This window comes from Leptolyngbya sp. NK1-12 (assembly GCF_032598965.1).
Classification (GTDB): Bacteria; Cyanobacteriota; Cyanobacteriia; order Elainellales; family Elainellaceae; genus Elainella.
In genome coordinates this window covers 2,829,057-2,848,251 of the sequence record NZ_CP053586.1, presented here as the reverse complement: position 1 = coordinate 2,848,251, position 19,195 = coordinate 2,829,057, and the positions used below count along the sequence as shown (strand labels likewise).

The 19,195-nt window shown below is 51.3% G+C and carries 16 protein-coding genes; 8 read left to right on the top strand and 8 right to left on the bottom strand.

What is annotated here, in order from left to right:
- Positions 1-14 precede the first annotated feature (14 nt).
- Entirely contained in the window at positions 15-614 is a 600-nt protein-coding gene (locus tag HJG54_RS11950) for a GIY-YIG nuclease family protein (protein ID WP_316435182.1), read from the top strand.
- Between the two features lie 28 nt (positions 615-642).
- Here the strand turns inward: HJG54_RS11950 and HJG54_RS11945 are convergent, their stop codons facing one another.
- The 3 genes from HJG54_RS11945 to HJG54_RS11935 form a co-directional block, all read right to left on the bottom strand.
- Entirely contained in the window at positions 643-2,001 is a 1,359-nt protein-coding gene (locus HJG54_RS11945) for a cytochrome P450 (RefSeq protein ID WP_316435180.1), read from the bottom strand.
- A gap of 104 nt (positions 2,002-2,105) precedes the next feature.
- Positions 2,106-2,780, bottom strand: coding sequence for an SDR family oxidoreductase (locus HJG54_RS11940; protein WP_316435178.1), 675 nt, complete (start codon positions 2,778-2,780; stop codon positions 2,106-2,108).
- Positions 2,781-2,882: 102 nt separating this feature from the next.
- On the bottom strand, positions 2,883-3,656 hold the full coding sequence (locus HJG54_RS11935; RefSeq protein WP_316435177.1) for a cobalt-precorrin-6A reductase: 774 nt from the start codon (positions 3,654-3,656) through the stop codon (positions 2,883-2,885).
- Positions 3,657-3,838: 182 nt separating this feature from the next.
- On the opposite strand from HJG54_RS11935, the gene HJG54_RS11930 reads away from it, so the two are divergent.
- Positions 3,839-4,471, top strand: a complete 633-nt coding sequence (locus HJG54_RS11930; RefSeq protein ID WP_316435176.1) for a Uma2 family endonuclease — start codon at positions 3,839-3,841, stop codon at positions 4,469-4,471.
- A 119-nt stretch (positions 4,472-4,590) separates the two neighbouring features.
- Here the strand turns inward: HJG54_RS11930 and bchH are convergent, their stop codons facing one another.
- From bchH to HJG54_RS11915, 3 genes are all read right to left on the bottom strand, one after another.
- The gene (gene bchH, locus HJG54_RS11925; RefSeq protein WP_316435175.1) at positions 4,591-8,400 is read right to left on the bottom strand and encodes a magnesium chelatase subunit H; all 3,810 of its coding nucleotides are present in this window, start codon (positions 8,398-8,400) and stop codon (positions 4,591-4,593) included.
- Between the two features lie 228 nt (positions 8,401-8,628).
- On the bottom strand, positions 8,629-9,270 hold the full coding sequence (locus HJG54_RS11920; protein ID WP_316435174.1) for a DNA-processing protein DprA: 642 nt from the start codon (positions 9,268-9,270) through the stop codon (positions 8,629-8,631).
- A 29-nt stretch (positions 9,271-9,299) separates the two neighbouring features.
- Positions 9,300-9,788: a GNAT family N-acetyltransferase gene (locus HJG54_RS11915; protein WP_316435173.1), complete on the bottom strand. Its 489-nt coding sequence runs from the start codon at positions 9,786-9,788 to the stop codon at positions 9,300-9,302.
- Between the two features lie 369 nt (positions 9,789-10,157).
- Between HJG54_RS11915 and HJG54_RS11910 the strand changes: the two genes are divergently transcribed.
- From HJG54_RS11910 to HJG54_RS11900, 3 genes are read left to right on the top strand one after another with little or no spacing between them, the layout of a single operon-like run.
- Positions 10,158-10,526, top strand: a complete 369-nt coding sequence (locus HJG54_RS11910) for a DUF2237 family protein (protein ID WP_316435171.1) — start codon at positions 10,158-10,160, stop codon at positions 10,524-10,526.
- A gap of 28 nt (positions 10,527-10,554) precedes the next feature.
- Positions 10,555-11,286: a Crp/Fnr family transcriptional regulator gene (locus HJG54_RS11905; RefSeq protein ID WP_316435170.1), complete on the top strand. Its 732-nt coding sequence runs from the start codon at positions 10,555-10,557 to the stop codon at positions 11,284-11,286.
- Positions 11,287-11,316: 30 nt separating this feature from the next.
- Positions 11,317-11,814 carry a carboxypeptidase regulatory-like domain-containing protein gene (locus HJG54_RS11900; protein WP_316435169.1) on the top strand — a complete coding sequence of 166 codons (498 nt, stop codon included), beginning with the start codon at positions 11,317-11,319 and terminating at the stop codon, positions 11,812-11,814.
- Here HJG54_RS11900 and HJG54_RS11895 read toward each other — a convergent pair.
- Positions 11,795-12,637 (bottom strand): MOSC domain-containing protein, encoded by an 843-nt coding sequence (locus HJG54_RS11895; protein ID WP_316435167.1) that lies wholly within the window; start codon positions 12,635-12,637, stop codon positions 11,795-11,797. The genes HJG54_RS11900 and HJG54_RS11895 overlap by 20 nt on opposite strands.
- A gap of 97 nt (positions 12,638-12,734) precedes the next feature.
- Here HJG54_RS11895 and HJG54_RS11890 point away from each other — a divergent pair, with 97 nt between their 5' ends.
- The 3 genes from HJG54_RS11890 to HJG54_RS11880 all read left to right on the top strand — a co-directional run bounded on the left by HJG54_RS11890 (position 12,735) and on the right by HJG54_RS11880 (position 16,668).
- Positions 12,735-13,112: a DUF423 domain-containing protein gene (locus tag HJG54_RS11890; protein WP_316435165.1), complete on the top strand. Its 378-nt coding sequence runs from the start codon at positions 12,735-12,737 to the stop codon at positions 13,110-13,112.
- Positions 13,113-13,474: 362 nt separating this feature from the next.
- Positions 13,475-14,656, top strand: coding sequence for a benzoate/H(+) symporter BenE family transporter (locus tag HJG54_RS11885; protein WP_316435164.1), 1,182 nt, complete (start codon positions 13,475-13,477; stop codon positions 14,654-14,656).
- Positions 14,657-14,727: 71 nt separating this feature from the next.
- Positions 14,728-16,668 (top strand): ABC-F family ATP-binding cassette domain-containing protein, encoded by a 1,941-nt coding sequence (locus HJG54_RS11880; protein ID WP_316435163.1) that lies wholly within the window; start codon positions 14,728-14,730, stop codon positions 16,666-16,668.
- Positions 16,669-17,107: 439 nt separating this feature from the next.
- Here HJG54_RS11880 and ltrA read toward each other — a convergent pair whose 3' ends face one another.
- Positions 17,108-18,793 carry a group II intron reverse transcriptase/maturase gene (gene ltrA, locus HJG54_RS11875; protein ID WP_316434700.1) on the bottom strand — a complete coding sequence of 562 codons (1,686 nt, stop codon included), beginning with the start codon at positions 18,791-18,793 and terminating at the stop codon, positions 17,108-17,110.
- Positions 18,794-19,195: the final 402 nt, after the last annotated feature.

The following is a 19,195-nucleotide window of genomic DNA, read 5'->3' as shown; positions in this document are numbered from 1 at the left end:
CAGGAGTTTGACGGTTGACAGAGCACCAGCCTTCCCTATTCTCTGCGGCGGAGTTGAGCGGTTGCTATGCCGTCACTCCCAAAACCGAGTTGGAAATCAGTCGATCGGCTCTATCGGCTTGGAAGCAGCGAATTTTCGACTATCAGCAGCAGGTGAAACAGCAGTTGCCGATGCAGCAGGGCAGTTTGTTTAACTGGTCTGATCAACTGACCTCCAATCCTGCGCCTGATGTAATCGATCCGGACAGCCTCGATCCGTTTGGCTTACCGCAGCAAAATACCGAGTTTTGGCGCTGGAAGGCCGAGGACGCGGGTGTGGCAGCCCTCTATTTTGTGATCGATTACGAATGGCCGATTTTACTGTACGTGGGTGAAACGGTGAAGTCGAACCAGCGCTGGAAAGGAGAGCATGACTGCAAGCGCTATTTGCTCAACTATCGACAGGCGCACTATCAGTATCAACTTCAATCCATGTTGGGAATTGCCTTTTGGTCACAGGCTCCGGTCCAAACTCGTCCGCGCCAAAAGCTGGAATCGGCCCTGATTCACAAGTGGCGATCGCCGTTTAATAAAGAAAACTGGCAGTTTTGGAGTACTCCGTTTATTGGCAGTTAAATAATTGGCCACCAATATCTCAGCAGAACTAAGCCAAACGGCGCTGTAATCGTACTTTGATCTCCTGTTTAGGTCGGAGTGTGAAGGCAGCCCACGGTACAATTTCTTGGCCGGGTAGGAGTTCCAGATGGAATTGCTGCATCAGCGTTGCCAACACCAGAACCGCTTCCATCATGGCGAAGGCTTTGCCGATACAAACTCTGGAGCCACCCCCAAACGGAAAATAGGCAAAGGGCGGCAGGTGCTTGGCTAAATCGTTGGCCCAGCGCTCTGGCTTGAATCGGGTTGGCTCGTCAAACCAACGCGGGTCTCGATGCACAATGTACTGACTGATCACCACATTGCTGCCGGCGGCAATTGGATAGCCGCCAATCTCACAGTCAGAGGCGACATAGCGTCCCATCGCCCAGATGGGAGGATAGAGCCGCATCGCTTCTCGGATCGCCCAATCGGTGTACTGCAACTGCGGCAAATCGGCGGGAGTGGGAGGCCGTTCGCCTAAAACGGTTTTCAGTTCGCTCAGCAAGGTTGTTTCAACGTCTGGATGCTGACTCAACAGTGTCAAGGCCCAGGTTAAGGTGAGGGCGGTAGTCTCATGGCCGGCCAGCAGAAAGGTCATCACCTCATCGCGTAACTGCTGGTTACTCATGCCTTCACCGGCTTCATCGCGCAATGTTAGCAGAATGGACAGGAGATCACCGCGTTCCACCGGGTCATTACGTCGCTGTTCAATCAAGCGATAAACCAGCCGGTCTAGATCCTGCACGGCCCGTCGGTAGCGCAAATTATTGGGCGTCGGAATGGGATCGGGCAACAGATAGAGCAGCATATGCCGCGTGCGGAGGTCAAATTGTTGCTGCACCCGCAGCATCGCCTGCTCGATTTCGTGCATCGCCATTGGCACATCCGTACCGAAAAAAGCCTGAGTTGCCACTTTCAGCGTCAGTGCCATCATGTCTTGGCCCAAGTTGCGAATTTCGCCATTTTGCCAGGATGCAGTCAGCGTTTGGGTTTGCTCAATCATCAAATTGCCGTAGGCCGTGATTCGCTCTCGGTGAAATGCGGGCTGCATTAGGTGTCGCTGTCTCCGCCAAAAATCACCTTCACTGACTACTAAACCATTCCCCAAGACTTTCCCGACAATGCCCAGCAGCCGATCTTTGCGCATGTGGCTCTGTTGAGTCACTAAAATCTCCTCAATCGCATCTGGATGGCTGAACAAATAGGCTTTACGAAACCCGTACAGCGTCACCGCGTCGCCATACTCTCTGGCCCACTGAGTCAGGAAACCAAGCGGATCGCGGCTATATTCAGGCAAAACACCAACGAAGGGATGGCCTTTGGGTCCGGGAGGAGCCGGGTTAGGGCTAAGCAGTTGGGAAGTCATGGTCCACCTCCTGAGGGGTGTAGAGCAAACGGAGGGTTAGGTGACGTTTTCACTCTATCAAGAATCTGGAACAATGGCCTGCCCCAAATGGGTAGGTCTGCGGCTTAGGCGAAGCTCAAGATCTCAAACTCGGTTTGACCATAGGTCATGGTGCGATCAACGGCAGACAGCACCCGGTTATTCGCCTGATCAGACAGCAGACACTGACAGACCAATTGGGCCACATCAGCGCGGTGAATTGTACCGGCCACCGTCGGATCGGGAGTCAGCACGCCGTTGCCAGTTGCCGGTTCCGATTTCAACCCACCCGGACGAATAACCACATAGGTTAAACCGCTGGCGATCAAATAATTTTCTGCCTGCTCTTTTTCAATCAGTACTGAGCGTAATGTTTCCAGCGCTTGGGGCGGTAGGGCTACAGCGCTATTGCCACTCCCAATCGACGAAACCAGAATAAATTTCTGCACGCCAGCTTGTACAGCAGCGTCAATTAAATGTTTATTCCCCAAATAATCGGCCCGTTGACCATCTTTGGGTAGTCCTCCAATCGTACTGATTACCGCCTGAGGTGGATTGGCCGCCATCGCTTTAGCCATAGCAGCGGGATCGAGCGCATCGCCCATGACCACCTGAATTCCCATTGCCTCTAGTGCTGGACGGGTCGCTTCATTTCGCAGTAGAGCTGTAACAGCCAAAGACTGCTGGACCAGACAGTGGGCAACCTCCCGCCCAACGCCACGGCTTGCTCCGGCTAGAAAGATAGAGGATAGGTTGGTCATAGGGCTGTAGATTGATAAATCAAGTTGCTTTAGATCTTAGGAGATCTCTGGCGTAAGGGTGAAGCATTTGACAGATGTACTCTGCAACTAATAGAAAGCTTGTCACCCAAATGCTTCGCCCTTACAGAAACTGAGCGCCATATCCGGGTCGCTAGTCTGCTGGGGATAGGCAATGGCAGGCCGCTCAATCACGATCAGTTTGACGCCTAAGGCGGCTGCCACCTGTTGTTTGACGGCTTCACCCCCCGCTGTTCCAGACGCCTTTGTGACCACAGTAGAGATTTGCCACTGCTGCCAGAGGGCGGTTTCCAACGCAACTGAAATGGGCGGACGTAGGGCAATAATGCGGTCGGGTGTGAATCCGGCTGCTAGCACGGTCTCTAGGGCAACCGGAGACGGCAGGATGCGGGCAAACAAACAGGCTTGATTGTGCCAGGATGTAAATAAGGGCAGTGATCGATAGCCCACAGTCAGCAACACTCGCTGATTCACCAGTCGGTCTGTACTCAGCAACGCTGCAACGCTGCCGAAATACTCGATGCTTGGTTTAATCGCTGAATCTGTACCAGTATTCACTGGCGGACGCTCGTAGCGCAAGTAGGGAATTTGATAGCGTTCAGAAACAGTAATGGCAAGCTGGGAAATGGCTACTGCAAAGGGGTGGGACGCATCCAGGATCCGGTCAATCTGGTATTGCTGCAAAAAGTCTGGAATTTGCTCGATCGAAAGCTGACCCACCCAGATGGGCAGAGATGCTGGATAAAGCGAACGGGCCGATTCACTGACAACCGTTACCACACAGGGCAGATGCAATGCCATCATTGCTTCAGCTAATTCTGCGCTTTCTTGCGTGCCGCCAATCAACCAAATCGTCATGTGATTATCTCAAGCGGCGATCAAGATTACATTCATAATCTATCATTCCTATACCACCTACTGCTCTCGCTTCATCCAAGCTGATTCATGCATTGTGACAAAACAGCAAAGTGATGCGACAGATATGGCAAACAGTACAATAAAGCCAAGCTGCTTTCATCCACTGCTTCAAGCTAAATCTCATGCAAATCCTGATCACACCCACACAACTTGATCTCCCTGCTGGCACTGTCATTCGGGTTCCGGCAACCTGGCAAGAGTATCAGACGCTCGCTGACCAGCGTGGAGATGGATCAATTCCTCGCATGAAGTACTGCAATGGAGAGTTATTTCTGATGGTGCCGTTACCAGAGCATGGCAAGGATGCTAGTTTGATTGCTCGAATTATCGAAGTTTTACTCGATGCTCAAGGGCTGGAGTATGACTCCTTGACACCGATTACCATGACGTTGCCAGAATCAGGCGGCATTGAACCGGACTACTGTTTCTACATTCAAAGTTTGGATCAAGTCAGAGGCAAAAAACGAATCGATTGGCAGGTTGATCCACCTCCTAATTTGGTTTTAGAAATTGACGTTACCAACTACAGCAACGTGAATGATTACTTGCCTTATCAAGTGCCGGAGATATGGATGTTTAAGGGCAACAGACTCAACGTTTATATACTCGACGGTAACGCCTATTGCCTCACACAAGCCAGCCGCTATTTCCCAAGCCTTCAGCTTCAGACCATCGTAGATCAATATCGGCAAATTGCTTACGAGCAAAGCAGCAGTCAGGCAATACGACAATTGAGACAGCAGTTTCCTAGTTGAGGGGAATGTGGCTGATCTGATTTATAGCACGCGATGGCTATTGGGAGCTGACTATATGCTTTGGCAAACACATTGCAATCCTGCATGAACCGATCCAAAACTGCTAACCTAAATTTAATCTACATTGCCACACCTTCTAATTCTTCATCTGCTATTTCGTACAATTGCCGTAATCGCTCTAGTTTCTCCTGATCGGGATGCCAGAATCCGCGGCCATGAGCTTCTAACATTCTGCCAACAATATTCCGAAATGCTTCTGGGTTCGCTTTGCGCAGTTTCTCGGCCATCGCTGAATCGAGAGCATAGGTATCTGCGGCTTGGTCGTAGACCCAGTTATCTTTAAAGTCTGTTGTACCAGCCCAGCCAATCATCGTCGTCATTCGCTGTGAGATCTCATAAGCGCCTCCAGAACCTTGATTCACCATTGCTTCAGCCCATTTGGGATTGAGTAGTTTAGTGCGGTATTCCATCCGCAATAAATCTTCGAGTTTGCGGGGTGTGGTGTCGTTGGAAAAACTCTCGACAAAGCTGGCCGTCACCTTTTTGCCGCGCTGCATCTCTGCTGCTTTTTTTAGACCGCCGGTGTTGGCGTAGTATTCCTGAATATCGGTCAGACCATATTCTACCGAATCAATTTGCTGCACGATGCGTTCGGTCGTTTTGAGCAACGTATTTAGAACCTCTGGACGCGCCTGTCCCTTGTCCTTTCTGCCATAGCTAAAGGTATTGCGGCCCTGCCAGGTTTGGCCCAGCTCATCACCCGATTCCCAGTTGGCATCCACCACTCGGTCATTCACTAGCGAACCAAAGTCACCAGCCGGATTAGAGAATAGACGCGCCGAGGCATTCTCAACTCCCTGAGCCTGAAGCGCCAACGCATGTTTGCGAATAAAGTTCAGATCCTCTGCTTCGTCAGCAGTAGCGGCTCGTTGAAACAGATCATCTAATAGCTCGATGATATTTCCAAAACTGTCTCTAAAAATTCCCGATAAATTTGCAATTACATCAATCCGAGGATGATCGATCTCAGCCAAGGGCTTCAACTCATAGCGCACGATTCGCCCTGTTCCTTCTTTTACGGGTTCTGCACCAACTAATTCCAGCAGGATTCCCAGGGATTCACCTTTGGTTTTAATCGCATCTAACCCCCATAACATCACAGCGACCGTTTCTGGAAAAGTGCCCTGCTCGCGCAAATGCTGGTCGATAATTTTACGAGCGATCTCGCGCCCCCGTTCATAGGCTGCCGCAGAAGGCATTCGGTAGGGATCCAGGGCATGAATGTTGCGTCCGGTTGGCAAAACGCCGGGACCATCGCGTAGCAGATCGCCTCCTGGTGCGGGCGGAATATACTCGCCGTTTAAACCACGCAGCAAATTAGTCAGTTCATCGGTAGTTTGCTGGAGCAAGGTACGAATTAGAATGGCCTCATTGATGCGGTCTGACAGTTCTGGATCAATCTGTCGGCTCGGTTCGGTGGGCAACGCCTGAGCATGATAGTGAGCTAATGCGGTAGGCGAATCAACTCCGTTGACGATATCGGCAATCACCGTTTCGGGTAGCGTATCACCCAAATAAGCCTGCAAATATTGCCGCAGAGATTCGCTATCAGGCAATTCACCCAAAACATGCAGTCCGGCAGAGAAGAGGCGATTTTCTAAGACCTGCAAGTAGTCATAGAGCTGCACTAGATAATTTTGAAATGCTTGGTTACTGAAAAGCCTTGCATTTTCGGAGGTGAATTCGATGCCCAATCGTTTTGCCTCGGCAAAGGGACAGTCTGCTTCGAGGCCAGTATCGAGAATTTTTTTGCAAATCGCTTCTTTTAGCAGATAATTCTTTTCTGGATCCTCGCGATATTCGCTGATCAATTCCCGCAACGCCACCAGCTCTTTATACAGCCCAGCTCGACCATAGGGCGGCACATTGTAGGAAATCAGCGTCCCGTAACCACGTCGCTTCGCCAGGATCGATTCGGATGGATTGTTGGCGGCATAGAGATATAAATTCGGCAGGTTGCCCAGCAAAATATCTGACCAGGAATAGCCCGTATTGCCCAGGGGTGAACCCGGCAGCCATTCCACGGTACCATGCATGCCGAAGTGAATCACCGCATCGGCTCCAAATTCGTTTTGCAGCCATTTATAGAAGGCGGCGTACTGAGGATGGGGCGTTAAATCGCGCTCAAACATCAACCGCATCGGATCGCCTGCCAAACCCAACGGTGGCTGCACTCCAATCCAAACATTGCCCAGCGTCACTCCCCCCAGCAAATACTGCGATGCCTCCGGCTGATCGCTGTTCTCTAACGTCCGGATGCCGGTTTTATCCAAGGATTGCCACTGCTTTTCAATTCGCGAGGTAAACAAATATCCCAACCATCGCTCTAACGTTTTTACCGTCACCATCGTTGTAGTTTCTAGATCCGGTGCATTGGCATTATCGGCAGCTTTCACTTGCTGGATCAATACCTCACCATCCTCGGGAAAGTCTCCAACGTTATAGCCCTGTTGCTTCAAGCCTTGCAGCAACCTAACCAAGGATTTGGGCACATTCAGCAAGGCTGCGGTTCCAGTCGCGCCATATCCGGGCGGAAATCCATACAAAATAATTGCCAGCTTGCGTTCTGAAGGTGGCTTTCGTCGTAGGCTAATCCAGTTTTTCACCCGTTCGGTTAGGCGCTTCACCCGTTCGGGAATCAAGTAAATTTGATCGCCCACCAAGCCGCCCAACGGCACCGTATCGATAGCACCATCGAGTTCAGGCAGCGCATACAGCACCACACTCTGGAGGCCACCAACGCCCTGTCGCGTCCAGGAGTAAATATCCTGAATTAGCAGGGGAGCTGCCACAAAATAAGGCACATTTTTGGCACTCAAAATTCGCTTCGCCACATCCACCTGTCGCCCGGCTTCCATCGATCCTGCCGGACCGCCCACGAGCGGAAACCCAATCGTGGAAACAATTGCATTCACTTTTACGGCATCACTCGACAGAGACAGAATTTCTACCTTACCCTGGCGTCGCTGCTGCTGTTCATAGGCTGTAGTGAGCCAATCGCGCACAGCCACATGCCCTTCTACACCGTTAATAAAAATGGGCAAGGGCACCAAGCCTGCCTGCTCAAATGCATAAATTAACTGAGGAATATAGCGTTGTTTTGTAATTACATGTTTTCGATACAGTAAAATACCTACTACAGGTAACGAAGTGGTATCCCCTGATAGCTTTTGTCCATTGGAGCTAACCCGCTTTCTTTGGCTGTACCAGGCTAAGTAAGCTTTGGGTGACTCAAAATATCCAGCATAATCGGGATGCAGCAGACCCATATTGGGAGTTTCAATCGCAGCGGGGATTTCGCCCACGGCCAGCTCCAGATACTTCTCAGTCAAGAACCAGAACATGGCCGCCACGTTTTCACTGCCGCCCGCATTCCAGTAGCCGTAGATGATCAACCAGTTGCGCAGATCCTGCACTTTGCCAATCGGCACAAATTTCAGCAGTTTGGGTCCAGTTTTCAAAAAGCTGAGATAGCCAGCAAGTTTGTCTTCTTCGCGTCCGCTGCTGAATTTGTCCAAAATAAACTTAACGGGTTTGGGCATGCCCTGCGGCTTATCTCCAATCGCAAACTTACCGATCTGCGTCAGACTAATTAGCTCCAGCGCCGACTCAAACACCAGCCGAATCGGAATCTGCTGAACTCGTTGCCGTAACCACTGCACTTGGTCGTAATCGAAAATCAAGCTGGCAAAGAACACATGAGCGCCCTGCAAGGCGGCCTCGACTGCTTCAGGCTGGGCCGCCAGATCGCGGTCGCTGAAGACGCAAATCTCCAACTCTGGACACCGCTGCTGCGCCAGTTTGGCCGCATCCCGGTAGAGGTCGGCATTAAAAGACTCAAATCCTGCGATCAAGACAATGCGCTTCATGCTTCAAGTCACAAAACGTTACTCTTCTCTGATCTTAGGCTGATTTTGGGAGACGGGGTACTGGGAGGGGAAGGAGTTGGGAAAGATACGGCTCGTGAGCCTCGCCGAACGAGGGGAGTCAGGGGGGCAGGAGCTAGGAGTTAGGGGAGGCAGGAGGCAGGAGGCAGAATAACTATGAATAATCGGGGCTTGCTTCTGCATATGTCCTGTGGGGACTGGAGATTTTCCCTAGCCTCCCTGACTGGAAGGCAGAAATTGGTCGCAGAGCGTGTGTACCGATGTGATTGGCTTAGCACCCTGCTTTAGCAATGCTTGATTGATCGGAGTATCCAAAACGAATAGGGATTTGCCCTGCTCCTGCCACTGGTGCGCGAGGGCAGCAATTTTACCGTTGGAAGTGGCATGGGCAATCAAAATCGCATCGGCTAGGGTGGCAACAAGCTGATTGCGGGTTTGGGCCAGTTTAGCAGTCGCTCGCGACTGTTTGGCTGAGAATATCGAAAGCAGCAACAGGCGATGTTCAGCTACTCCCGTTTGCCATGCGGCTGTGAGCTTCATACCGTCGAGACTACGAGCTGGACAAAAAATCACCGCTTGAGTGCGCTGGAGCAGTAGCGACAGAGCTTGCTTTTCTACAGGCGCGTGAAAGCCGCTGATTACCGCTATCTCTGCTGGCAGGGCTACCATCAGGCTGCGAGTCTGGGACCATACATCATCCGGACATTCACTTGAGCAGAAAAAGGCTAGTTTTGGCCGTTGCAGCAGTTGCAGGTTGCCGATGGTGCTAAGCGGAAGTGGATCTGCGCGAAATTGCCGCAGTGCATCGGGGTAGAGGGGGTGGTCGGGTGGAAGTGAGTGGTTCTGAAGCAATGGTGTAGGATTCAGCTTCGATAAGCAAATTAGAGTTTATAGATAAAGTTAGCAATATTCTCTCGCTCTATCCACCCCTGTTTTTGGTAAAACTGACGCTGATAGGACTCTCGCTCTCGACTGTTCACCAGCATTAAGCGGCTACATCCGCGTGCTTTGGCTTCGGCTTGAATTGCGGCCAGCAGCAGGGAGCCAATTCCCTCGCCTCGATGATTCTGATCGACAAATAATTCAGATATAAAGCCTTCTGGAGCCGGTAGAAGCAAATAGGGCAACCAATGAACCGCAGCATAGCCGACAATTTTCGTATCTGCTTGTTCAGTGTCTTGCTCGCCAATTTGTTCAGCAACATATACAGAATGGCTATTGTCGGCTAAACAAGCGTTGAGGTGGCAGACCATTTGCTCGCTGGCAGCGGCAGCATCTGACTTCAAGTGCGGAAACCATTCCAGCGCCTGTAATATGCCAAAGATCGCGGCAGCATCGGTTATTTCGGCTGGTCTGATGTTAATTCTCATAATGTTGCTGAATCTGTTGCTGAATTGCAAAAGCATTGAGCCGTGTGGAGAAATAAGAAGATGCTTGAAAGTCCCAAATCGGCTCGATTGACCCCCTAAATCCCCCAAGTTTGGGGGACTTTCAAACCGAGGTTCACCTAAGATATAGCTCTAACAGGCATTCAAGCAAGGAAGGTTGGCGAGGCTATTTCAGTAGCATTTAGGACTTTTAAAACACCCTCTATACAATGGTTCAAAGTCTACAATCTCGACAAACCTATCACTCATAGCAAGATGGCTGGACTCCATCTACTATTAAATTGGGATGCGGAACCTAGAACTAACCCGCTAGATCCACTCCTGTTGTTTAGAACACCATGAGGCTATCGAATGGCTAAACCAATGAACGTTTTAGGCAGCGAATTGGCATCCTGCTGTACCTCTCCCATGACTGGATTTTACCGCACTGGCTACTGTGAAACCGGCGCAGATGATCGGGGTGTGCATGTTGTTTGCGCTCAGATGACCGAGGCGTTTTTGACCTTTACAAAATCTCGCGGCAACGATCTGAGTACCCCAGCTCCGATGTTTGGGTTTCCTGGCCTTAAACCGGGTGACAAATGGTGCCTCTGCGCTAACCGCTGGAAAGAAGCCTTCGATGCAGGCGTAGCTCCGCCGGTAGATTTGTCCGCTACCCACATCAGAACACTAGAGTATGTATCGCTGGATCAGTTAAAACAGCACGCGCTCAACAATTAGATGCATCGCCTCAGCTATTCAACACACCATGCAAGCCTCGATTGCCCAGCTTCGGCAGATTTCGGTTTTGCGAGACCTAGAGGAAGCAGAGCTAGAGCAGTTGCAAGCTGCGACGGCTCTCTATGCCTATCAGACTGGAGAAGTGGTGATGCATGCCGGAGACCCGCTGCCGTCCCGGCTCTATGTCGTGTTTAGCGGCGTTTTGCAAATCACGCGAGTAGCTCAGACCGGCAAAGAAACCGTATTTCGGGTGCTGCCGGCTGGCGAAATTTTTGCGGCTCCAGCGCTAGTCGGCGATGGAATTGCTCCAGCCACGGTCATGGCTACTGGCCCAGCAGAGGTGCTGACTATCGAGCGAGATGCTTTGCTGCAAGCGATTAGCCGCCGTCCGGAAGTCGCCCTGCGTATCCTAGAAATTTACAATCAGCGGTTGCAGCAGTTGCACAATATGGTGCATGATTTAGTGTCCGAGCGTGCCTTAGTGCGGTTGATTCACTTAATTCGCTACTATGCAATGCAGTTTGGTACCACGCCTTCTAATCAAGCCGAACAGCTCAACGTGAAGCTGTCCTATTATCAGCTCGCTCGCAGCGTTGGCATCACCTACGAAGAATGCGTGCGGCTGTTCAAACTGTTGCAGCCCGTTGTCTCCTATAAACGCGGTGGTTTGATTCAAGTGACTAACTGGCAAGCATTGGCGGCGATGGCAACACGAGCCGAATCGGCCAAAAGCCAATCCGAACAATCATGGACTCGGTAGAATCAGCTTAACGAAACTGGAGGAATGTTCATGCTCAGAATGAAAAAGACGGTAAACGGATTACTGGTGCTGCTAGTCAGTTTCAGCCTAACCTTGAGTCTAACCCTTGGTCCGCTGCCCGCCTTCGCCCACAGCGTTTTGACCGATTATCGACTCGTAGAGGATGCGCTAGAAATCCAGTCCAGCTTTTCTACCGGCGAAGTTTTTGAAGGTGCTGAAGTAGTAATCTATGCCCCCAACGATTCGACCCGACCCTGGCTTCAGGGCAAAACCGATCAAAACGGCACCTTCCTGTTCCAGCCTGACCGCAGGCTAGCAGGTGAATGGTCCGTCAAGATTGGCACAGGCGACCACGGCGATATTTTGTCTGTGCCCGTAAGCAAGCAGGGCGTAGACCTGGATGCAATCAGCCAATCGCCCTACGATGCACCCCACGTAACTGCTAACCCGTTTGTTAAACAGATGGTGGTGGCTGGTGTGCTGCTCAGTGGTTTGGGTGTGGCTGGCTTCAGACGCCGGAGACGCTAATGCTTGAAGCTAGGGCGATTGCTAATACCTCTACCCTGCTGCCTATCTGCACTTTCCCCTGCTGGCGGTGGATCACGTTCTGCCCAAAAATCACGCCGCCCTTGTTGCGCCGATAGGTGGCCAAGGTCTTCAACGGCTCCTTGCTCTCGCGTCGGCCAGTCGCCTGATCGGTGGTGGTAATCACACAGCGTTCGCAAGGCTTCACCAGATCAAACATCACCGGCCCGATGCGAATCTGCTGCCAGGTATCTTCTGCATAGGCGTCGCAACCCGAAACGACTAAATTGGGGCGAAAGCGATTCATCGGAATTGGCTCTGGCAACCGCTGATTCAGATCGGCCAGCGAGGCTTCTGAGATCAACAGCAGGGGATAACCATCGGCGAAACTGACCTGAGCCGTGGTTCTCCGCTTGACTGGACGGTTGTATGCCTCCCCTAACCGCACCAATCGGCACTCGATGCCCAAAAACTGACTAAACCAGGTTGCCACCCCATCGCCTTGATCGATGGCCAGACAGCGATCTCCCCAAACCTCAACCTCCATCCCAGTCCCGCCCACAGGTGAAAGTGGTAATTCCAGCCCTGATTGACCGGGTGCCTTCAAGTGCAAAGCTTCTGCCTCAATTGCTGTTTCGATCAGCGCCATCTGAGGCACATCTCGTTGCGTGATAAACCGTCCGTTTGGCGTGACCAGCATCCAGTTGCGGTCAAACCGAAAGCCCCAGTTATCTAATTCGGCTGAATTGACCGCAAAACCGCGACAGGACTTGATTGGATAGATGTAAATGGCGCTTAAGGTGGGTGAAGGCGTTTCTGGAGACATAAGGGGTGGGGGGTGGGGGGTCAGTTGTCACAATAGCTCGATCTGCGAGAATCTGCACCTTTAAAATTCAAACAGATACCAAACCCGGAGACCAACCATGACACAAATCTTTCTGCTGATTGCAGCCATTCTAGGCGGCCTATCTGTTGCAGGCGGCGCCTTTGCCTCCCATGCTCTGCGGGAGCGTTTAGCCGAACGGGCACTAGAAATTTTTGAGACAGGTGCTCGCTATCAGATGTATCATGCCTTGGCCTTGCTGATAGTAGCCCTGTTGCTGAGTCGAGCCGAGACAGCCCAATCGCTGCTAACGGCGGCAGGGTTTGCCTTTATTGCTGGGGTGGTGCTGTTTTGCGGCAGCTTGTATGGCCTCAGCTTGTCGGGAATTAAAATCCTGGGAGCCGTTGCCCCTTTGGGTGGAGCCGCCTTTTTGATCGGCTGGGGGTGCTTGGCGGTGGCCGCCTTGAACTATAAGTAACTCAAGGAACAGCTAAGCCACAAATATCTGCAACATGATTATGAAAAGCCAGTGTATAAATTCAATTAGTATCGATAATGCATGTCTGAAGGCAAACAGAAATTTTGTTTCAATGCAGTATCCAACTTAAGGAGTTGATTTCAGTAGGACTAAGGGTAGTGCTCAAGAAGTAATGGTTTTGGGATGAGGATGTGCCGCGCTCCGCGCGGCACATCCTCACTTGTTTAGCACTACCGGACTAAGTAGGGCTGGAAAATCCACTGCAAAAATGTACAAGACAGAGCCAATCGTCTAGCCTATGCTTGGAATCGCTCCTGATTCCAGGGCAGCTCAAACACTGTTGCTTTAGCTTTTTTTGCCCTATGTCCATGTTATCCTTCAAGGGTTTTTCTCGTGACATCTCTACCTCGACAGTAATCGCCGGTTTTGTCACGGTATTGGTTGGGTTTACCAGCTCGGCGGCAATTGTGTTTCAGGCGGCGCAGGCACTGAATGCTTCGCCGGTTGAGATCGGCTCTTGGATGTTGGCGTTGGGGTTGGGCATGGGACTGACCTGCATTCTTTTGTCTCTCCGCTATCGGGTGCCGGTCGTTACGGCTTGGTCTACGCCCGGTGCCGCAATGTTGATCACCACAGCGGCTGGCGTGCCGATGCCAGAGGCGATTGGCGCTTTTTTAGTTTCAGCCGTCCTAATTATCGTGGCTGGATTTAGCGGCTGGTTCGAGCGGATGATCAATCGAATTCCCATTTCTATCGCCTCTGGGATGCTGGCTGGTGTTCTGCTGCGCTTTGGCCTGGATGTATTCATGGCGATGAAAACGCAGTTTGTGCTCACGTTTGCTATGTTTTGCGTCTACTTAATCATGCGTCGTTTCTTACCGCGTTATGCTGTAGTGGCCGCCTTAGCGTTGGGGATTCTGATTGCCGCGCTCCAAGGATTGCTCCAGGTTGACACAATTCGGTTACAGCTCGCCCAGCCGGTGTGGACCACGCCGCAGTTTTCACTCGGCTCCATCATCGGTGTGGCTTTGCCTTTATTTGTCGTGACAATGGCCTCCCAAAACGTACCCGGTGTGGCCGTGATGCGAGCCTCTGGTTACTCGGTGCCGATCTCGCCTCTGATTGGTTGGACCGGAGCCGCAACGCTCGTGTTAGCGCCTTTTGGAGCCTTTGCCTTAAATCTGGCTGCAATTACTGCCGCAATTTGTATGGGCCGCGAAGCCCACGAAGATGCGAGCAAACGCTATGTTGCTGCCGTGGCGGCTGGAGGGTTTTATATCCTGATTGGTTTGTTCGGCGCAACGGTTGGGGCTGTGTTTGCCGCTTTTCCCAAAGAGCTGGTGCTGGCAATCGCGGGATTGGCGCTGTTGGGCACAATCGGCAATGGATTAGCTACCGCTCTGATGCATGAGCAGGAACGGGAACCAGCCTTGATTACCTTTTTGGTCACTGCCTCTGGTGTTACCTTATTCGGGATCGGCTCTGCCTTTTGGGGATTAGTGGCCGGTGCATTAGCAATGGCAATTTTGTGCCGTAGAGAATAGGGCAGCAGCAACACTAAAGCAGTCGTAAATGCTAAGGTGCTAAGCGTGAGCTTGTAGCAGATGATGAAGTGATGAGTATCTTCACCTTACAATCCGTTCGCAAAGACTTTGGGATTAAGGAAATCCTCAAGCAGGCTAACTTCAGCCTGGGTGCAACGGATAAAGTTGGCCTAATTGGCACCAACGGTTCTGGTAAATCGACCCTGCTGAAAATGATTGCTGGGCTAGAGCCAGTAGACAGCGGTCAAATTTTGGTCAACTCTGGTGTGCGGATTGTCTACCTACCGCAGCAACCTGAAGTGGATGAAGCCCGCACGGTGCTAGAGCAGGTCTTTGCCGACAGTGGCGAACGCATGCGGCTAGTGCGCGAATACGAAGAAATTTCCGATCGGCTGGCACGAGGAGAGGGCAACGCGGATCAGCTGATGGCAAGGCTGTCTAGCATCACGCATCGCATGGATGCCACCGGCGCATGGGAACTGGAAACCCAGGCCAAAATAGTTCTTTCTAAACTGGGCATTGAGGATTTTAGCGCCAGGGTCGGCCAGCTATCGGGCGGCTACCGCAAACGAATTGCCCTGGCAACGGCACTGCTCTCGGAACCCGATGTTCTGCTGATGGACGAGCCGACCAACCATCTAGATGCCCTATCGGTAGAATGGCTGCAAAGCTACCTAAATCGCTATCGGGGGGCGCTGCTGTTGATCACCCACGACCGCTATTTTCTCGATCGCGTCACCAACCGGATTCTAGAAATCGACCGGGGTGAGCTGTACACCTACGACGGCAACTACTCCTACTATTTAGAGAAAAAAGCCGAGGCTGAGGAAGTCGAAATTAATTCCCAACGCAAACATCGAGGTGTCTTACGACGAGAGTTGGAATGGCTGAAGCGGGGTCCCAAAGCCCGTAGCACGAAGCAAAAAGCCAGAATCGACCGCATCCGCGATATGCAGGCCCGAGAATTTAAGCAGACCCAGGGTAAGGTGGATATTTCAACTGCCGGTCGGCGGATTGGCAAAAAGGTGGTTGAACTGAATGGTATTGGTAAAGCCTATGGAGATCGAGTGCTAATCAAAGATTTCACCTATGCGTTTAACCCAGAAGACCGAGTTGGAGTGATTGGCGGCAACGGTACAGGGAAATCCACGTTGATGAATATCATCACAGGTCGAGTAGAGCCAGATGCTGGTACCGTAGAAATTGGCAGCACGATTCATATTGGCTACTTTGATCAGCATTCCGAAGATTTGTTGCTCAACCCAAATCAGCGCGTAATCGAATACCTCAAAGATGTGGCCGAGCTAGTCAAAACGGCGGATGGCTCGATTATTACCGCGTCCCAAATGCTGGAGCGATTCCTGTTTCCGCCCAGTCAGCAGTATGCGCCGATTAATAAACTTTCTGGTGGAGAAAGGCGACGGTTATTTTTACTGCGGGTGTTGATGAGTGCACCCAATGTCCTGATTCTAGACGAACCCACGAATGATCTAGACGTGCAAACCCTCGCGGTTTTGGAAGAATATCTCGAAGACTTCAACGGCTGTGTGATTGTGGTGTCGCACGACCGCTATTTTTTGGACCGCACCGTAGACACAATTTTTGCCATCGAAACCGATGGCTTGATTCGGCAGTATCCAGGGAACTATTCAGTTTACTTGGACTACTGCGCTGAAACCAATGAGGAGAGTACAAAAGCTTTAGAACCAAAATCTCAGTTGAAAGCTGAGTCAAAGCCTGAGCAAAAATCTGCCTCTGCCGCACCTGCCGCCAAGAGTCCAGATACCACCAAACCGCGTCGCCTCTCTTACAAAGAAAAACGTGAATTGGAACAGCTAGAAATCCAGATTCCGCAGTTAGAAGCCGAGAAAACAGAACTGGAGAAAACTCTTTATAGCAACCCGCCAACTGACTTCACAGCAATGCAAGCGTTGACTGAAAAGTTGGCTGAATTGGAACATACAATTGAATCCAGTACTGAACGCTGGTTAGAACTAGCCGAGTTGCAGTAAGCTGGACAGCCGGATAGATTGATCAAACTGTACATTTGACTGGCTATCCCGTAATCAACGCAGCAAGCAATCGCTGCCCCATCGGCACTATCTGGTTTGGTGCGGCTTAACTCGCTTTGAGCAAAGCCTTGAACCCGGCCAGGGGTGACGACGCGCACCCGATGTCCTTGCTCATACAGGTCATTGGCAATGGCTTGTCCATAGGTATTGGTCGCGTCCAAACAAGCATGCACCTGCTGGATGCCTTGTTCGCTACTTCTTTAGCAGAAGAGTCTGTGACATAATAATTTAACTTTCTGGATGGTTCTCTGATTACTGAGCATACGCGGTCGAATTAAACTCAACGAGGCTGGCGACAGCCTCGCTGGTCTTCAAAACCGGACATGAACTGTTTCAATTCATCCGGCTCCTCAATAGCTTGGTAGTTGTCATCTACACCTCATCTGCCATCGTTGGCAGATTTGACATCATGGCAATGACGATGGAGAAGTTGGAAGTTGTTCAATTCATCTTTACCGCCTTTTAAGCGAGGGATGATGTGGTCGATTTCCAGTAAATCTCTATCTTTGAAAAACAGTCGGCAGAGTGGACAGCTTCCTTTTTGTCGCTTGAGTAGCAAAGCTACCCGCCCATTGACTTGAGGATGTCGCCCCATGCGGATACTCCAGTAGAGCCAATCGGCATCAAACGGAGAGCGAGTACTTTGGACTTTGATATGCCGCTTTATCGCGGTGTGATTGTGTACTGCTAAGCGTTGAATGCCATCTGGGGAAACCGTTGCAAACGTCCATCCTTCTCCTCGGTCAATGTGCCAGTATTTGTTGGCAATCCAACGCTGGCTTTTACGAGGATGACGATGCGTTGCCCAGTCTTTTAACTGAAGATACAGCCAATGATCCAACCGTTGGTAGGCTTGAGAGCTGACCACTGTGGAGAAATAATTTGACCATCCGATAATCACCGGATTGAGCGCAGCAATCAATTGCGACTGGGTTGCCGCTTGATGCCGCTCGATGATCTGTTTCAATTTCCCTTGGTGTCGTTTGATGCTCGTTGCGCTGGGTTGGATCAAGGTCTTGAACCCCAAGGGTGTTCCATAGGCATCATGAGCCGTGCGATATTTTCCTGCCGGAAATTGTCGCACGGTGAAGCCGAGGAAGTCGAATCCAAGATTCCCTTCATGCGGGTGGAGGGTATGAGTGATTCGAGTTTTGCTGGGGTGCAGCGTTAACCCCATCTGCGTGAGCCATTCCGAGAGCATCTGTTGGCATTGTTGCACAATAGTCAGGTCTGCATGAAGCACCACCAGGTCATCGGCGTAACGAATCAGATGAGGCACTTGACAATGCCCCCCTCGCTGGCTGTCCCATCGGGGGAATGCCTGCTTGATTCGTTCTTCCATGCCATGTAAGGCAATGTTTGCCAATAGCGGAGAAACTACTCCGCCTTGGGGTGTTCCGGCAGATGTCGCAAACCACTGTCCTTGATCCATCACACCTGACTTCAGCCATGCCTTAAGCTGGCGATGTAATGTCGGGAACGTGTTGATCTTGGCTAACAGAGCTTCTTGATTGATGCGGTCGAAGCATTGGGAAATGTCCGCATCCAGCACATATTTGGCTTTCAGGAAAATCCCATTGTAAATGGCTTCAATCGCATCATGGCATCCGCGTCCGGGGCGGAACCCGTAGGAGTTTGGCTCGAATCGAGCCTCCCATTCCGGTTCCAGCGCCAATTTCACCAGGGCTTGTAGGGCGCGGTCGGCAATGGTCGGAATTCCAAGTGGGCGTTTTTCTCCTTCACCTCCCGGTTTGGCAATCCAAACCCGGCGTGTTGGTTTTGCCCGCCTGGAAAGCCTCAGTTGATTCACCAGCGCTAGCCGTTGATCAGGCGTGAGGGATTTGATGCCATCTACCCCTGCCGTTTGCTTGCCCTGATTATCTTGACTCACCCGCCTCACTGCCAGACACTTGCCTGACCATGACCGCATCAGTGTCTTCTGAAGTCGCCGAACTGCTTTCATATCACCACGACGTGAGGCTTTGAATATGCGCGTTTGCAGCTTAAAGACTCGTCGCTCCAGCTTTCGCCAGGGGATAAATCTCCATTCCATCATCAGTTTCATCAACTGTGCTTTAGACTTATCAACTGCTAGTTGTACCTATTCATTCCAAACTATCGGGTCTACGTCTGCATATCCCAGATATTACTCTGGACATTGGCTTCTTAGACCATCTCTCCATCTCATGGCTTGCGGTTGGCACCTACTTTGAGCATCGACCTGCTTAAAGAGCCAATGAGCGGTTACTTCGTTCCAAATCACCGTAATCGAATCCTTAGAACGCTACTTTCTGCCGGGTTTAGTGGGAGTGCATACGGGTCGCAACCGTAAACGCCCGCCCCATATCCTTTGCCTTTTGGCTCCAGCCTGTCAGCCTGATTTGGCTGGGTTCAACTCACGACAGTTCAGACATAGCTTCGCTTGCGCTATCCATAGATTCATGCTCGGCGGCTACCAGATGAGGCT

Bases quoted from the DNA above. Each gene is read 5' to 3' on its own strand.
- HJG54_RS11945 (WP_316435180.1), bottom strand. From the start codon at position 2,001: ATGACTTCCCAACTGCTTAGCCCTAACCCGGCTCCTCCCGGACCCAAA.
- HJG54_RS11940 (WP_316435178.1), bottom strand. From the start codon at position 2,780: ATGACCAACCTATCCTCTATCTTTCTAGCCGGAGCAAGCCGTGGCGTT.
- HJG54_RS11935 (WP_316435177.1), bottom strand. From the start codon at position 3,656: ATGACGATTTGGTTGATTGGCGGCACGCAAGAAAGCGCAGAATTAGCT.
- HJG54_RS11930 (WP_316435176.1), top strand. From the start codon at position 3,839: ATGCAAATCCTGATCACACCCACACAACTTGATCTCCCTGCTGGCACT.
- bchH (WP_316435175.1), bottom strand. From the start codon at position 8,400: ATGAAGCGCATTGTCTTGATCGCAGGATTTGAGTCTTTTAATGCCGAC.
- HJG54_RS11915 (WP_316435173.1), bottom strand. From the start codon at position 9,788: ATGAGAATTAACATCAGACCAGCCGAAATAACCGATGCTGCCGCGATC.
- HJG54_RS11910 (WP_316435171.1), top strand. From the start codon at position 10,158: ATGGCTAAACCAATGAACGTTTTAGGCAGCGAATTGGCATCCTGCTGT.
- HJG54_RS11905 (WP_316435170.1), top strand. From the start codon at position 10,555: ATGCAAGCCTCGATTGCCCAGCTTCGGCAGATTTCGGTTTTGCGAGAC.
- HJG54_RS11900 (WP_316435169.1), top strand. From the start codon at position 11,317: ATGCTCAGAATGAAAAAGACGGTAAACGGATTACTGGTGCTGCTAGTC.
- HJG54_RS11895 (WP_316435167.1), bottom strand. From the start codon at position 12,637: ATGTCTCCAGAAACGCCTTCACCCACCTTAAGCGCCATTTACATCTAT.
- HJG54_RS11890 (WP_316435165.1), top strand. From the start codon at position 12,735: ATGACACAAATCTTTCTGCTGATTGCAGCCATTCTAGGCGGCCTATCT.
- HJG54_RS11885 (WP_316435164.1), top strand. From the start codon at position 13,475: ATGTCCATGTTATCCTTCAAGGGTTTTTCTCGTGACATCTCTACCTCG.
- HJG54_RS11880 (WP_316435163.1), top strand. From the start codon at position 14,728: ATGAGTATCTTCACCTTACAATCCGTTCGCAAAGACTTTGGGATTAAG.
- ltrA (WP_316434700.1), bottom strand. From the start codon at position 18,793: ATGAAACTGATGATGGAATGGAGATTTATCCCCTGGCGAAAGCTGGAG.